The sequence below is a fragment of the Brevundimonas vesicularis genome (genome assembly GCF_032067225.1).
Lineage (GTDB): Bacteria > Pseudomonadota > Alphaproteobacteria > Caulobacterales > Caulobacteraceae > Brevundimonas > Brevundimonas vesicularis_F.
Map to the genome: position 1 here is coordinate 52,000 of NZ_DAMBJX010000002.1, position 14,140 is coordinate 66,139.

Consider the following 14,140-nt stretch of genomic DNA (forward strand, 5'->3'; position numbering starts at 1 on the left):
GCCAATGGACGTCATCATCTATCACAACCCCGCCTGCGGCACGTCGCGTAACACCCTGGCCCTGATCCGCCACGTCGGGATCGAGCCGCATGTGATCGAGTATCTGAAGACCCCGCCCAGCCGCGCGCTGGTGGCCCAACTGGTCGAGCGGATGGGTGGATCGGTGCGCGATATCCTGCGCGAAAAGGGCACGCCCTACGCCGACCTCGGCCTGGACGACGCCGCCCTGTCGGACGACCAACTGCTGGACGCCATCGCGGCGCACCCGATCCTGATGAACCGGCCCATCGTCGTCTCGCCCCTGGGGGTGAAGCTGTGCCGCCCGTCCGAGACGGTTCTGGACCTGCTGCCCGACAATCTCTCCAAGCCCTTCGTCAAGGAAGACGGCCAGGTCATTCTCGACGCCTAGGGGCGGGCGACTGACGTTCAAGGCGGTCCGATGCCGTCAGGCGTCGGACCGTTCTGGCGTCTGCGGGATGCGATCCGTCAACAGCTTCAGGACCTTGGCGGTGATGGCCAGTTCCTCGTCCGTCACGCCCGCCAGCAGTCGGGTGCGATCCTCGCGTGCGACGCGATCGGAGGCGTTCAGCGCCTCCAGCCCCTTGGGCTCCAGCCGGATCAGGTTTGCCCGTCCATCGCCGCAAAACGGATGACGCGACACCAGACCTTCTTCGATCGACAGCTTGATACGGCGTGACAGCGACGCCTCCGATATCCGCAGGATCGCCGCCAACTCCGCCTGCGTCAGCCCCTTGGGCTTGGACGCCAGAACATACAGGTGCGCACGCTGGGCCGCCGTATAGCCTCGACCGCGAAACAGCGCATTGGCGCGCGTGATCCACGCCCGGGCCACGAAGGCGATGCGCATGGACACGACCAGCTCCAGGCTGGCGCGGGGATCGTCCCCGGTCGTCGCCACATCCGTCTCCGAGACGTTCAGATAGAAGGCGTCATCAAGATCAGCGGGGTCGGAAGGTATAGGCATCACGGAAACAGGCGATGATGTACAGACGAGGGGCGAAAGTCCTCACCCCGCGCGCAGGTTCTCCACCACGCTTCTCAGCCGCGCCGGCAGCGGCTTGGGCCGGCGGGTTTCGGCGTCGACATAGACGTGGACGAAATGGCCGATGGCGGCGGGAACATCCACGCTGCGCTTGAAGACCGCAAAGCCGTAGGTGACGCTGGAGGTGCCGATCGCATCGACCTTGATCCCGACCTCGATCACATCGGGGAACTTCAGCGACGAGGTGTAGCGACAGCCCGAATCCACCACCAGGCCGATCGATTCCGTCAGCGCATTGGCGATCAGCAGATGGGCGTTCACCGCCGAGTCGACGAACTCGTAGAATTTGGCGTTGTTGATATGGCCGTACTGGTCGTTGTCGGCCCAGCGGGTGGAGACCATGTGAAAGGCCTTGTAGGTCGCCCGTTGCGCCAGCGCGCCCTCGTCTCGTTTCGGCATCGTCGTCTCCCTCGGCGACGCGAACCGTCGCTCTCGATCCCGACGCTCTAGCTTGGACGACGTTAGGTCAAGCGCCTATCGGTAGCTTGTTGATGACGAAGGCTTGACCACATGATCCTTAAGACTCGCGCCGCCGTCCTGTCTGACATGGGCGCCGCCCGCCCCTACGCCGACAGCCGCCCCCTTTCGGTCCAGACCGTCACGCTGGACCCGCCCGGCCCCGGCGAAGTGCTGGTCGCGATCAAGGCGGCGGGCCTGTGCCATTCGGACCTGTCGGTCATCAACGGCGACCGCCCTCGCCCCCTGCCCATGGCCCTGGGGCACGAGGCGGCGGGCGTGGTCGAGGCGCTGGGGGACGGCGTCACCGATCTGGCCATCGGCGATCACGTCGTCATGGTCTTCATGCCGTCCTGCGGCCACTGCAATCCGTGCGCGGGCGGCCGTCCCGCCCTGTGCGAGCCGGGCGCCGCCGCCAACGGCCGGGGCGAGCTTCTGTCCGGCGCCCGCCGGATTCTCCGCGAGGGCGAGCCGGTCAACCACCACCTCGGCTGCTCCGCCTTCGCCGAGCGGGCCGTCGTCTCACGCCGCTCCCTGGTCAAGATCGATCCCGACCTGTCGTTCGAAGAGGCGGCCCTGTTCGGCTGCGCCGTACTGACCGGCGTCGGGGCCGTGGTGAACACAGCCGGCGTCAAGGCGGGCCAGAGCGTCGTCGTCATCGGCCTGGGCGGCGTCGGTCTGGCCAGCGTGCTGGGCGCCCTGGCCTCGGGCGCCAGCCCCGTCGTCGCCGTCGATCTGTCCGAGGACAAGCTGGCCCTCGCCCGCACCCTCGGCGCGGTCGAAACCGTCAACGCCGCCGACCCCGATGCGGTCGATCAGGTCCGCGCCCTGACGAACGGCGGCGCCGACTTCGCCTTCGAAATGGCCGGCTCGGTCCGGGCGCTGGAGGCGGCGTGGAAGATGACCAAACGCGGCGGAACCACCGTCACCGCCGGCCTGCCGCCGCCCGATGCGGCGCTGGCCGTCAACGTGGTCTCCCTCGTCGGCGAAGAGCGCACGCTGAAGGGTTCCTACATCGGCACCTGCGTCCCCAGCCGCGACATCCCCCGCTACGTCGCCCTGTATCGCCAGGGCCGCCTGCCGGTGGATCGCCTGATGAGCGGCGTCATCCCTTTGAATGACATCAACACCGGCTTCGACCGCCTCCACGCCGGCGAGGTCGTGCGACTGATCGTCAGACCCTGACGACACTGTAATCCCGCCGCCCGGTTTCGGCCGCAAATCCGCAGACCAATGTCCGCTCAAGCTTCAGCGGAGATCTCCCATGCGTCCGTCTCGCCTGTCCTGCGCCGCCGCGATGTCGGCCGTCGCCCTGGCTTTCGCCGTTCCGGCCCTGGCGCAGGAGACCTCGCCTCAAAACAACGCCGAGATGGCCGCCATCTTCGCCGCCGACCAGGCCGTAAGGCAGAACCTGACGCCGGACTTCTTCAAGGACCGTGCCCGCGTCACAGCAATGCTCGCCGAAGACGCCGCGCGCCGGGTCCAGACCCGCGCCCTGCTGGACGCCGGCGCGCTTAGCACCGGCGAGGACTACCGCGCCGCCGCCTTCGTCTTCCAGCACGGCTCCACGCCCGAGGATTATCTGCTGGCCCATAGCCTGGCCGTCGCCGCCGTGGCCAAGGGCTCGCCCGAAGGCGCCTGGATCGCCGCCGCGACGCTGGATCGCTATCTGCAGATGACCGAAAAGCCGCAGATCTACGGCACCCAGACCCGCAAGACCCGCGACGCCCCGGCCACACTCGATCCCTACGACCGCGCCCTGATCCCCGACAGCCTGCGCGCCGTCTTCGGCGTCCCGCCCCAGGCGGAACAGGACGCGCGTCTCGCGGCCGTCAACGCCGCGGCGGAGGCCGCGGCGTCCAAGCCCTGATCGCTCAGTTCGCGGCCGGCTTCGGCGGGGCGTTCTTCACATACTGGTCTAGCCAGCGGGTCATCTCCCACAGGGTGTGGCCCACCGATTCCCGCGCGCGGTATCCATGCGCCTCCAGCGGCAGGGTGACGTAACGCGCCGTCGCCCCCAGCCCCTTCAGAGCCGCATAGAAGCGCTCGGACTGGACCGGGAAGGTGCCCGAGTTGTCGTCCGCCTCGCCGTGGATCAGCAGGATTGGCTCGTTCAGCTTGTTCGCATAGGTGAAGGGCGACATCTCGGTATAGACCTCGGTCGCCTCCCAGTAGTTGCGCTGCTCGGACTGGAAGCCGAACGGCGTCAGGGTGCGGTTATAGGCCCCCGACCGCGCGATCCCGGTGCGGAACAGATCGCTGTGCGCCAGCAGGTTCGCGGTCATGAAGGCGCCGTAGCTGTGGCCGCCGACTGCGATCCGGTCGCGGTCCGCCACGCCCATGCCGACCACCGCATCGACCGCGGCCTTTGCGTCGGCGACCAGCTGCTCGACATAGGTGTCGTTCGGCTCGGCCCCATCCTTGCCGATGATGGGCATGGAGGGGTTGTCGAAGATCGCATAGCCCTGGGTCAGCAGGAACAGATGGCTGGACCCGCCGGGCCGCACGAACCGGTTCTGCACGTCCACCGTCTGGCCCGCCACCGCCGCATCGGTGAACTCGGCGGGATAGGCCCACATCAGCATCGGCAGCGGCCCGTCGCGGTCCTTATCATAACCGGCCGGCAGATACAGCGTCCCCGACAGCTTGACCCCGTCGGCCCGCTCATAAGTCACCAGTTGCCGCGTCGCCTCGGCCAGCTGCGGCGCCGGATCGGGGAAGTTGGTCAGCCGCGTCGTCTGGCCCGTCGTCAGATCGCGGATCTGCAGATTGGGCGGATCCAGCCGCGTCTCGCGCTGCGTCACCACCCGCTTGCCGTCCGCATCCAGGAAGCCGACCACGGCCTCGTAATCCGTATTGGCCGAGGTCCACAGCCGTTCGCTGCGTCCCGTCGCCGGGTCCATGGCGGCCAGGAAGGGGAACTCGCCCTGCGGCGTGGCGCCGGCGCCTGACATCAGGATGCGCCCCTGCGGATCGAAGCGGATCACCGACCGGCCCTGCGCATTCGGCTGGGTCACCGGCTGGCCCGGATTGTCGTAGCGCGCCTGATAGTTCCGCTCCAGCAACACCCGGCCCTCGCCGGGGTTGGACGGATCCACCACGAAGCGCGTCTCATGCCGGGTGTTGAACCAGCGGCTGTTGACGATGGCCAGGTCGTCCCGGCCCCAAACGATCCCGCCGAACCGTTCCTTCAGGTCGATCAGCTTGACGGGCTCGCCCGTGAACGGCGCGGCCTGCATGAAGACTCGGTCCCGGAACTCGGCCTCGCGCCGGATGTCGCCGCCGTCCAGCGCCTCGACCCAGGTCAGGGTCGCCGGCGCATCGGCCCGCCACTCGACCGAGCGCGGCCCCGGCGCCACGGCGTCGAAGGCGGTCGGCACGTCGTCCCGCAGCGGCAGGTCGGCGACCGTGCGCACCACGCGACCGTTCAGATCCGTCACCACGATCTCGGTAGGGAACAGGTCGTCCGGCACCGCATAGGAATAGGGCCGCTTGGCGATCTCATGCAGGATGTATTTGCCGTCCGGAGACACCGACGCATCCAGATAGACCGCCGGGGCCCCGATCGTCCGGGCACGGCCGTTCAGCGGAACCAGCGTCAGTTGGCTGGTGAAATAATGGTCGAACAGGGCCTCGTCGCCGGGGTTCGACAACAGGTCCTGATAGGTCCGCACCGGCGCGACCCGCCCGGCCGTCTCCTCGATGTTCGGCCCCGTGGGCGCCGCCGTCACGTCCGGCGCCGGACCGCGTCCAGCCGGCACCGCCTCGACCAGCAGACCCGAACTGTCGGGCAGCCACTCATAACCCGTCCCGCCCGTCATATTGACCACCGGATCGGTCAGCTTCCTCGCCCGCGCCGAGGCCACATCCACGACCCACAGCTCCAGCCCCGTCGGCCGGTCCAGCACGAAGGCCAGCGACTTGGCGTCCGGCGAGAAACGCGGCGCCGTGAACCGCGCGCCGTCGGGCAGGGCCACGACGCGAGGTTGCCCGCCATCCACCGCCTGCAGGCTCAGACCCGTCAGCCACGCCACCCGGCTTTCGGCCGCGCCATTGTTCCTCGGATTGATCCGCGTCCCCGCCAGCCGCAGCATCGGCTCGGCCAAGGCCTTGATGCTGGGTAGGTTAGACCGGTCCATCAACACCAGCGTCCGCCGATCCGGGCTCAGCATCGACGACGGCGTCGGCTTGGCGTCCAGGATGTCCGCGATCGGCGCCGGCGGCTGCTGATAGACCATCGGTCCCGCAGCCTGCCCCGCGTTCTGGGCTAACGCCCCCCCCGCCACGCCGCTCAGCAGCACCGCCGCCAGAACCAGCCCAACCCCACGTCCACGCATCATCATCGTCTGAAGTCCCCACAAATCCCGAACTCGAGACCTAACCCCGCCTTTCCACCGCCGACAACCCGTTTCGGCGTTACAGTGTCACATTGGCGCGGCGACGCCTGCGCCTGGCCCAGTCGATCCTCGACATATCGCTGATATTCCAGATTGCCGCAGTCGGGCTTCGGCGTTAAGTTTCGCCGGAAACATCGGGGGGTGTGTCATGGCGACTGCGAACAGGATGGGCGGGGCCGACCGCACGCCGGACCGCGTCTTTCCGGGGCTGGCCGTCGTCATGGCGCTTGTCGTCGTGGCGGGCTTTTCGCTTCAGCTGGCCATGGGCCGCTCCAGCTTCGAGGCTCCGTTGCTGGTGCACGCCCACGCCGTGGTCTTCATGGGCTGGGTCGTCATCTTCCTGGTTCAGAACCTCTTGATCGCCACGGGCCAGCTGCGTTGGCACCGGCCGCTGGGCTGGCTGGCGGCCGCATGGCTGGCGCCCATGCTCATCCTGGGCTGGCTGGTCACCGAGGCCATGGTTCGTCGGGGCGACGTGCCCTTCTTCTTCCGGCCCTTGCAGTTTCTGGTCTTCGACCCCCTCTCGCTCGCGACCTTCGTCGGCCTCACCGTCGCGGCGGTGTGGCTTCGTCGGTCAACGGACTGGCACCGCCGCCTGCACTATTCCGCCATGGCGATCCTGCTGGGGCCGGCCGTCGGTCGGCTTTTGCCCATGCCCTTGCTGATCCCCTGGGCCTGGGAGGCGACCACGCTCGTCACCCTGGCGTTTCCAGTCATCGGCATGATCATCGATCTGGCGAAGACCCGCCGGATCCACCCCGCCTGGTTCTGGAGTCTGGGGATTCAGATCGCCATGATCGCAGCGATCGAGGCCCTCACCTGGTCGCCGCTCGGCCTTCAGCTTTACCAGACCGTCACGGCCGGTTCTCCCGGCGCGGCCGTCGCGCCGCTCGCCTTCCCGACGCCCCCTGGTCCGCCGCCAGGGGTCTGACCACGACGAAGAGGCGCAGACCGCGTCCCTACCCCGCCAGCAGCGCCTCGACCTGATCGCGCTCCGGCGCCGAGGGCTGCGCGCCCGGGCGGGTCGCCGCGAACGCCCCGGCGGCGCAGGCGAAGCGCAGCGCCTCGGCCGGGTCCATGCCTTCCAGCAAAGCCACCGTGATGGCGGCGACGAAGGCGTCGCCTGCGCCCGTCGCATCGACCGCCTCGACGGCCGGCGGGGTCGCCCAGGCCATTTCGACGCCGCGCTGATACATGGCCGCGCCTCGGGCGCCCTTGGTGACGACGACCCGTCCCCCGCCCCGGTGCAGGCCGTCGCCATAGAAGGCCGCCTCGGTCTCGTTGACGACGATCAGGTCGGCGCGGCGCAGCAGCAGTTCCGACACCGGCGCGGCGGGCGCCAGATTGGCGCAGACGAAGCCCGTCGCCCGGCCCACCGCCGCCTCGACAGTCTCGATCGGCAGCTCCAGCTGTACGATCAGCGCGCCCTCGATCCGCTGCGGCAGCTGTTCAGGCGTGACCATATGGTTGGCGCCGGCCGCGACCACGATCTGGTTCTCGCCGGTTGGATCGACGGCGATCAGGGCGACGCCCGTCGGGGCCGCCACATCCACCTCCACCCCCGCCAGATCGACGCCCAGGTCTTCCATCAGGGCCAGGGCCTCGCCGGCCATGGCGTCATTGCCGACCCGCCCGATCAGGCTGGCCTCGGCCCCCAGTTTCTCGGCCGCCAGCGCCTGATTGGCGCCCTTGCCGCCGGGATGCCGCGCCAGGGTCGCCCCGGTCACCGTCTCGCCCGGCGCCGGCAGTTGGGGCGCGGTGGCCACCAGATCCAGGTTGATCGAGCCGACGACGGTGATCCTCATGCGCCGGCCTCCAGCGCCTGAGCCTCCAGCGCCTGAGCCTTCAGCTTGGCGACGATCAGATCGAACACCCCTTGCGCGTCCGCCGCGACCGCCCAGCGATGCCGCGCCGTCGCCGGATCGATCCGGAACTCCACCGCCGTATGCCCGCGCGTCAGGTCCGAACCCGTCTCCACCTCGATCCGGCAGGGCTTCGTCTCGAACAGGTCGGGCTGGATCAGCCAAGCGATGGGACAGGGGTCATGCAATGGGGCTGCGTCCCAGCCCACGATCTCGCGCTCCACCCGCTGCGAGAACCGCAGCGTCGACGCTGCGGCCCGCGCGGCCTCGCTGTCGATGGCCTCTATCGCCAAGATCCGGTCCTCGGTCGCGCGCACCTGATGGGTCGCATCCAGGCCGAAGGCGACCACCTGACAGCCCGATCCGAACACCACCGCCGCCGCATCCGGATCGGCCCAGATGTTGAACTCGGCCGATGCGGTGACATTGCCGCCTTCCGACCGCGCCCCACCCATGACCGCCACCGGCCCCAGCCGTTCGGCCAACCGCCGCTCACGCCGCATCGCCAGCGCCAGATTGGTCATCGGCCCCAGGACGGCGATGGCGACCGAGCCTTCGGGCCGGCTCATCACCAGATCGACGATGGCGTTCGCGGCCGGCCCGTCGCCGACGATCCCCGTCGGTTCGAACGGCTCCAGATCGCCCAGACCCTCGACGCCGTGAAACTCGCCCGCCCCCGCCGGCGGACGTTTCAGGGGCCGCTCGGCCCCGCCGAACACCGGCACCTCCTCGCGCCCGGCGATCTGGCGGATGATGCGCGCATTGCGCTGGGTCTTGGCGCCGGGGACATTGCCAGCGACCGTGGTGACGGCCAGCAGCGCCAGTTCGGGCGCGGCGAAGGCCAGAAACAGCGCCACGGCGTCGTCCACGCCGGGGTCGCAATCGATGATCAGGGACTGAATAGACACCGCTCATGACTAGGCAGGCCGGCCGCGCGGAGCAAGCCGCAACCGCGCCTTAGACCCGACACGCCTCCACGGAGGCCTGGGCCAGCACCTCGGCTGAATCCGTCAGCGGGACCGGCGCATCCTCGGCCCTCAGCAGCAGCGGCACTTCGGTGCAGCCCGCGATCAGTCCGTCCGCGCCCGCATCCGCCAGGGCTTGGGCCAGCCGCAACATCCCCGCCCGCGCCGCCTCGCCGACATCGCCGCGCTTGACCCCATAGACCAGCGCCATGAAGGCCTCGCGGTCCGCACCCTCCAGCAGCACCGTCTCGATACCGCGCGTCGCCAGCGCCTGCGTGTAGAGCCGCTCGCCCCCCGGCGTCGCCAGCACGCCGATCCGCTTGGCTCCAGAGGCCGCCGCCGCGTCCGCCGTCGCCGCGATCATGTCGATGAAGCCCAGGTCCTTCGCAGCGCACGCCGCGCGGATCGCACCCGCCTGGGCGTGGGCGGTGTTGCAGGGCATGGCGATCACCTCGGCTCCCGCCGCCGCCAGCCCCTCGGCCATCAGTCCCAGCACCACCTCGGCCTCGCCCGGTCGCGTGTTGCGATCGGGCACCTGGGGGTTCAGGTCCATCACCACCCGGATATGATCGGCGTCGCCCTCCGCCGGCGTCAGCGCCTGCACCCGCGCCAGAAACGCCACCGTCGCCGCCGGTCCCATACCGCCGATCACGCCCAGGATCTTGCTCATCGCATCACGCCCCATCCCACGACCGCCGCGGCGGCCAGAACTGCCGGCACGGCGTAGCGGCTCTTCCAGGCCCACGCCACCGCCAGGGCGACCGCGAAGATCGCTGCAGCCGCCGCCATCGACGGGGCCCGCTGCAAGGTCGCCCAGCCCAGCTCCACGCTGGTCGCGGCGATGATCCCTACAACGGCGGCGGCCACCCCGGCCAGACCGTCGTGCAGCCGCCGGTCCTCGACCACCGCCTCCAGCCGCTCATAGAAGATCATCGAAAAGGCGAAGGCGGGCGCGAACACCCCGGCCGTCATCGCCAGCGCCCCGCCCCAACCCGCGACCACGAAGCCGACGAAGGTGCAAAAGATCACCAGCGGCGCCGGGATCACCCCCGCAAAGGCGATCCCGTCCAGAAACGCCCCATCGTCGATCAGCCCGCGCCCCACCGTATCGGCGCGCACATAGGGAATGGCGGTATAGGCGCCGCCGAACGTCAGCAGCCCCGCCTTCAGCCCCGTCCAGAACATCGCGGCTGCGCCCACGTCGCCCCCCTGCCCCGACGCCTGTCCGAAGACCGGCCCGCCGTCCCCCAGCCCGTGCATCGCCAAGGCTGCGACGCCCGCGGCCGCTACGACCCCGACGGCCAGGCCTCCCCTCCCGGCCCGGACCAGCACATAGGCCGCCCCGCCCGCCGCCAGCACGATCCAGAACGCCGCCCCGGCCAGGGTCGCCGCAAAGCCGACGACGGCGACGGCCCACAGCCAGCGATCCTCCAAAATATGCGATCCGATCTTGCAGACGGCGCGCACGATCACCGCCACCACCGCCGCCTGAACCCCCAGGAACGCCCCGGCCAGCAGGCCCACGACCGGCGACAGCGCCACATAGGCCCAGCCGATCCCCAGCATCAGCATCAGCCCGGGCAGCATGAACCCCAGCCCCGCCAGCAGGCCGCCGATCCGCCCCCGCGCCCGCATGCCCATGTGCACGCACAGCTCGTGCGCCTCCGGCCCCGGCAGCACCTGCAACACCGCCAGCAGCCGGTTGAACCGCGCGCTGGACATCCACCCGTCCTGATCGACCAGCTCGCGCCGGATCATCGCGATCTGCGCCACCGGCCCGCCAAACGCCAGCAGCCCGAACCGCAGGAACCGCAGAAACACCGCCGCCAAAGACAGTGCCGGCGGGACAGGTTCGATCTCGCGCACCGTCACCCGCCGCCCCCGTCTTCACCGCCTCGAGCCCGCGCGATCCGATAGGGCCCCGCACGCATCACCAGCGGCCGCCCCTTCCAGCTCAGTCGCACCGCGCCCTCGTTCACCAGGGCGTCCACCGCAGCATGAACGTCAGGCATCGCCTCGCGCCACGCGCCGCCCTCGCCCGCGACCACCCGCGCGACCTCGCTGGGGCAGAGGGTGGCGTCCTCGGACCGGGCGGCCAGAAGCGCCAACGTCGCCTCGCGCGAGTCCATAGCGGACCGCGCCTACAGCGCGCCTTCGATCTCGGTCTGATAGCCGAACAGCCCCTGCGCTCCGCCGGTGTGCAGAAACACCACCGTCTCGCCCTTGAACCGGCCGGCGCGCGCCAGGGCGATCAGCCCCTTCATCGCCTTGCCGGAATAGACCGGGTCCAGCACGATCCCGTCCAGACGCGCGGCCAGGGTCAAGGCGTCGATCACCCCCTGGTCGATCAGGCCATAGCCCTCGCCCACATAGTCGCAGTCGGCGACCACCTGCTCGCGCGTCACCCGTCCCGGCTGCCCCAGCAGGGCGGCCGTCTCCTCGGCCAGTTTGAAGACGTTCGCCTCCTGCCTGTCCTTGGGCGCCCGCACCCCGATTCCCAACACGGGAATGTCCGCCCCCATGACCGCCAGCCCGGCGACCAGGCCCGCGTGAGTGCCCGCGCTGCCTGTCGCCGTCACGATGCGGTGGACCTCCAGATCCATCTCGTCGGCCTGGACCACGATCTCGCGCGCGCAATCGACATAGCCCAGCGCCCCGACCGGGTTCGAACCGCCGCCGGGGATGACATAGGGCTTGCCGCCCCGCGCCCGCACCTCGGCCGCCGTCTTCTCCAGCTCGGCGACCATGTCCGTCCCGCCCGGCACGGTGCGTAGGGTCGCGCCGAACAGCCGGTCCAGCAGCACGTTGCCGTTGCCGACATAATCCGTCGCCTTGGACCCCGTCCGCTCTTCCAGAATGATCTCGCAGGCCAGACCGTGCGCGGCGGCCGCCGCCGCCGTCTGGCGCACATGGTTCGATTGCACCGCCCCTTGCGTCACCAGCGTGTCGGCGTCCTCTTCGAACGCCGCGCCCAGCAGGAACTCCAGCTTCCTCGTCTTGTTGCCGCCGCCCGCCAGGCCGGTGCAGTCGTCGCGCTTGATCCACAGATCCAGACCCAACTCCTCCGACAGGCGGGGCAACGGTTCCAGCGGCGTCGGCAGATGGGCCAGGCGGATACGGGCGAAACGGGCGAGATGCATGGGACGGTTTCCTGTTCGCCGTCTTGATAGCTCGCGCCCGTGACATTCAAAAGCGCCGGCCCAAGCTGGCGGCCCCTACGCTCCGCCCTCGACCTCAGCCCGGCGCGCCGGCCTCGGCCACACGCGTCGGCGCGACGAAGGCGGCGTCGCACAGGGCCTGGGCGAAGGCGTGGGACGTGACCGCCTGGCGATCCATCAAGGCGTCCAGCACCCCGGCGCCCGCATCCACCGTCACGACCAGCGGATAACGCCCGACCACCTGACCGCCCTGCGCCGGATCGCGCAGTTCCGCCGTCGCCCGCATCCGGTGTTCGGCGCGATCGCCGGCCAGAATGGCCAGGCGCGGCGCCCGGCTCAGCGCCTCGACATGGATGCTCAGGTTCAGCCGGTGCCGACCACCGGCGCACAGCCCCATTTCGTTCAGCACCTCGTCGTTGAAGGTGTCGGCGAAGTCGTCCTCGGCGTCCAGCCAGCCGGTCGTCGTCGTGACGCTGCCGATCCGCGCCTGCTCGGCCATGGCGGGCGACAGGGCCATCGGCGCGCCGCCGACATCCACCGAGGCGCAGGCCGTCAAGCCCGCGCACGCCAGAACCGCGATCACGGCGGTCGTCTTGATCTGTTTCATCATTACCCTCTCCCTAGAGCCTACCACCAAGCTTGGCTGCGAATGAACGCCGCCTGAACGCCGTTCGACAACCGGTCCGGAGCTAAAGCCGGCGCCCAAGCGTTGCCGCCGCATGACCGCCGCCGCGCCCCCTTTGGATCTGCAACGCGAGCGCGCCTATGTCCGCGATCTGGGCCGCGCCTTCGCCGGCGCCCTGGTGTTCAACATTCCGCTGTTGATGACGATGGAGATGTGGGCGCAAGGCGTGATCATGGACCGCTGGCGGTTGCTGACCTTCATCGTCGCCGGCCTGCCGCTGCTGTACGGCCTGGCCTATTACGCCGGCTTCTCCAAGCGACGTGGGCCGGTCAACGATGCGCTGGACACCGCCGTGGCCCTGGCGGTCGGCTTTATCACCGCCTCGGTGCTGCTGATCCTGTTCGGCGTCGTCGAATGGGACGCGCCGCCGCGCGAGGGCCTGGGCATGGTCGCGCTTCAGGCCATTCCTGGCGCCATGGGCGCGCTTCTGGCCCGGCGTCAGCTCAGCGGCGACGGCGGAGGCGACACGGATGAAGATCAGGCCTCCTATTTCGGCGAACTGTTCCTGATGGCGGCCGGGGCCCTGTTCTTCGCCCTGAACGTGGCCCCGACCGAGGAGATGATCCTGATCGCCTACAAGGCGACGCCCGCCCACATCCTGGCCCTGATCGCCGTCTCCATCCTTCTGCTCCACCTGATCGTCTTCAAGGCGGGCTTCGCCGGTCAGGAAGAGGCCGATCATCCGATCAAGGCCTTCCTGCATTTCACCCTGCCTGGCTACGCCATCGCCCTGGCCGTCAGCCTGTTCACCCTGTTCCTGTTCGGCCGCACCGACGGCCATGCCGTCGCCGGCGTGGTCCAGACCATGGTCGTCCTGGGCTTCCCCGCCGCCATCGGCGCCGCCGCCGCCCGTCTGTTGGTCTGACCCCATGCCCACGAAGAAGAAGCCCGCCGCATCGACCCGCCCTCTGTTGCAATGGGGCATGGCCCTGCTCGGCGCCGTCATCACCCTGACCGCCATCGGCATCGTGGTGTGGGAGGCGCTCCAGCCCACGGCCCCGCCCGCGCTCAGCGCCCGCATCGTCGCCGTGGACGTCACCGCCGCAGGCCAGGTCGCGACCGTCCGGGTTCAGAACGACGGCGACGACACCGCCGCCGCAGTGGATATCGAAGGGGTTCTGGGCGACCAGACCGCGACCGCCAGCCTGGACTATGTTCCCGGCCACGGCCACGCCAAGGCCTACCTCCGCTTCGACGCCGATCCGCGCGCGGCGGCCGTCTCGGTCAAGGGCTGGTCGGCGCCCTAGGGGGCGCTCAGGCCGCCTGGGCCAGCACCGCGTCCTGCATCCGCTCGACCGTCTGCTGGGGCGCGCCGGCGCCGTCCACCGTGGCCCGCAGCGTCTCTTCCAGCGCCGGAGTCACGCGCACGCTGGCCATGGCCCAGCCGGAAAAGCCGCGCGCCGGGATCGGCTTGCGCTCGATCACCACCACCTCGTCATGACGCGGATCGCCCGCCAGGCGCGTCATCAGCCGGTCCAGATCCTGCGCTGCGCCCTCCAGCACCTGCAGGAACCGTCCGTCGTGGATCAGCAGCGCCCCGGTCAGGTCGTCGCG

Annotated in this window: 17 protein-coding genes; 6 read left to right on the top strand and 11 right to left on the bottom strand. The window is 69.8% G+C overall.

Translation table 11 applies throughout. From position 1 onward, the window contains the following. The first annotated feature begins 4 nt into the window (after window positions 1–4). Window positions 5–409 carry an arsenate reductase (glutaredoxin) gene (gene arsC, locus RT123_RS00870; protein ID WP_313007068.1) on the top strand — a complete coding sequence of 135 codons (405 nt, stop codon included), beginning with the start codon at window positions 5–7 and terminating at the stop codon, window positions 407–409. A 36-nt stretch (window positions 410–445) separates the two neighbouring features. Here arsC and RT123_RS00875 read toward each other — a convergent pair whose 3' ends face one another. Both RT123_RS00875 and RT123_RS00880 read right to left on the bottom strand, forming a co-directional pair. Beyond that, complete coding sequence (locus RT123_RS00875; RefSeq protein WP_313007070.1) at window positions 446–985, bottom strand: MarR family transcriptional regulator; 540 nt, start codon at window positions 983–985, stop codon at window positions 446–448. A gap of 42 nt (window positions 986–1,027) precedes the next feature. Beyond that, the gene (locus tag RT123_RS00880) at window positions 1,028–1,462 is read right to left on the bottom strand and encodes an acyl-CoA thioesterase (RefSeq protein ID WP_017506452.1); all 435 of its coding nucleotides are present in this window, start codon (window positions 1,460–1,462) and stop codon (window positions 1,028–1,030) included. A gap of 111 nt (window positions 1,463–1,573) precedes the next feature. Between RT123_RS00880 and RT123_RS00885 the strand changes: the two genes are divergently transcribed. Continuing rightward, window positions 1,574–2,704 carry a zinc-dependent alcohol dehydrogenase family protein gene (locus RT123_RS00885; protein WP_313007073.1) on the top strand — a complete coding sequence of 377 codons (1,131 nt, stop codon included), beginning with the start codon at window positions 1,574–1,576 and terminating at the stop codon, window positions 2,702–2,704. A 79-nt stretch (window positions 2,705–2,783) separates the two neighbouring features. Continuing rightward, the gene (locus RT123_RS00890) at window positions 2,784–3,389 is read left to right on the top strand and encodes a hypothetical protein (protein ID WP_313007075.1); all 606 of its coding nucleotides are present in this window, start codon (window positions 2,784–2,786) and stop codon (window positions 3,387–3,389) included. 4 nt (window positions 3,390–3,393) lie between these two features. Here the strand turns inward: RT123_RS00890 and RT123_RS00895 are convergent, their stop codons facing one another. Then, complete coding sequence (locus RT123_RS00895) at window positions 3,394–5,862, bottom strand: prolyl oligopeptidase family serine peptidase (protein WP_313007077.1); 2,469 nt, start codon at window positions 5,860–5,862, stop codon at window positions 3,394–3,396. Window positions 5,863–6,064: 202 nt separating this feature from the next. On the opposite strand from RT123_RS00895, the gene RT123_RS00900 reads away from it, so the two are divergent. Further along, on the top strand, window positions 6,065–6,847 hold the full coding sequence (locus tag RT123_RS00900) for a hypothetical protein (RefSeq protein ID WP_313007078.1): 783 nt from the start codon (window positions 6,065–6,067) through the stop codon (window positions 6,845–6,847). A 28-nt stretch (window positions 6,848–6,875) separates the two neighbouring features. Here the strand turns inward: RT123_RS00900 and RT123_RS00905 are convergent, their stop codons facing one another. The 7 genes from RT123_RS00905 to RT123_RS00935 all read right to left on the bottom strand — a co-directional run bounded on the left by RT123_RS00905 (window position 6,876) and on the right by RT123_RS00935 (window position 12,511). Further along, on the bottom strand, window positions 6,876–7,721 hold the full coding sequence (locus RT123_RS00905; protein ID WP_153923366.1) for a ribokinase: 846 nt from the start codon (window positions 7,719–7,721) through the stop codon (window positions 6,876–6,878). After that, window positions 7,718–8,686: a nucleoside hydrolase gene (locus RT123_RS00910; RefSeq protein WP_313007081.1), complete on the bottom strand. Its 969-nt coding sequence runs from the start codon at window positions 8,684–8,686 to the stop codon at window positions 7,718–7,720. Before RT123_RS00910 ends, RT123_RS00905 begins: the two co-directional genes overlap by 4 nt. A 49-nt stretch (window positions 8,687–8,735) precedes the next feature. Continuing rightward, on the bottom strand, window positions 8,736–9,413 hold the full coding sequence (locus RT123_RS00915) for an amino acid racemase (RefSeq protein ID WP_313007083.1): 678 nt from the start codon (window positions 9,411–9,413) through the stop codon (window positions 8,736–8,738). Then, window positions 9,410–10,609, bottom strand: a complete 1,200-nt coding sequence (gene chrA, locus RT123_RS00920; RefSeq protein ID WP_313007085.1) for a chromate efflux transporter — start codon at window positions 10,607–10,609, stop codon at window positions 9,410–9,412. Before chrA ends, RT123_RS00915 begins: the two co-directional genes overlap by 4 nt. A 2-nt stretch (window positions 10,610–10,611) precedes the next feature. After that, entirely contained in the window at window positions 10,612–10,872 is a 261-nt protein-coding gene (locus RT123_RS00925) for a DUF3253 domain-containing protein (protein WP_313007087.1), read from the bottom strand. 12 nt (window positions 10,873–10,884) lie between these two features. Beyond that, window positions 10,885–11,883, bottom strand: a complete 999-nt coding sequence (locus RT123_RS00930; protein ID WP_313007088.1) for a D-cysteine desulfhydrase — start codon at window positions 11,881–11,883, stop codon at window positions 10,885–10,887. Window positions 11,884–11,977: 94 nt separating this feature from the next. Beyond that, complete coding sequence (locus RT123_RS00935; protein WP_231868727.1) at window positions 11,978–12,511, bottom strand: hypothetical protein; 534 nt, start codon at window positions 12,509–12,511, stop codon at window positions 11,978–11,980. A 109-nt stretch (window positions 12,512–12,620) separates the two neighbouring features. Between RT123_RS00935 and RT123_RS00940 the strand changes: the two genes are divergently transcribed. Continuing rightward, a complete protein-coding gene (locus tag RT123_RS00940) occupies window positions 12,621–13,451 on the top strand; it encodes a TIGR02587 family membrane protein (RefSeq protein ID WP_045809874.1) in 831 nt (276 codons plus the stop codon). Window positions 13,452–13,455: 4 nt separating this feature from the next. After that, window positions 13,456–13,833 (top strand): hypothetical protein, encoded by a 378-nt coding sequence (locus tag RT123_RS00945; protein ID WP_017506465.1) that lies wholly within the window; start codon window positions 13,456–13,458, stop codon window positions 13,831–13,833. 7 nt (window positions 13,834–13,840) lie between these two features. Here the strand turns inward: RT123_RS00945 and RT123_RS00950 are convergent. Further along, a partial coding sequence (locus RT123_RS00950) for a BLUF domain-containing protein (RefSeq protein WP_313007091.1) occupies window positions 13,841–14,140 on the bottom strand: 300 nt, incomplete at its 5' end.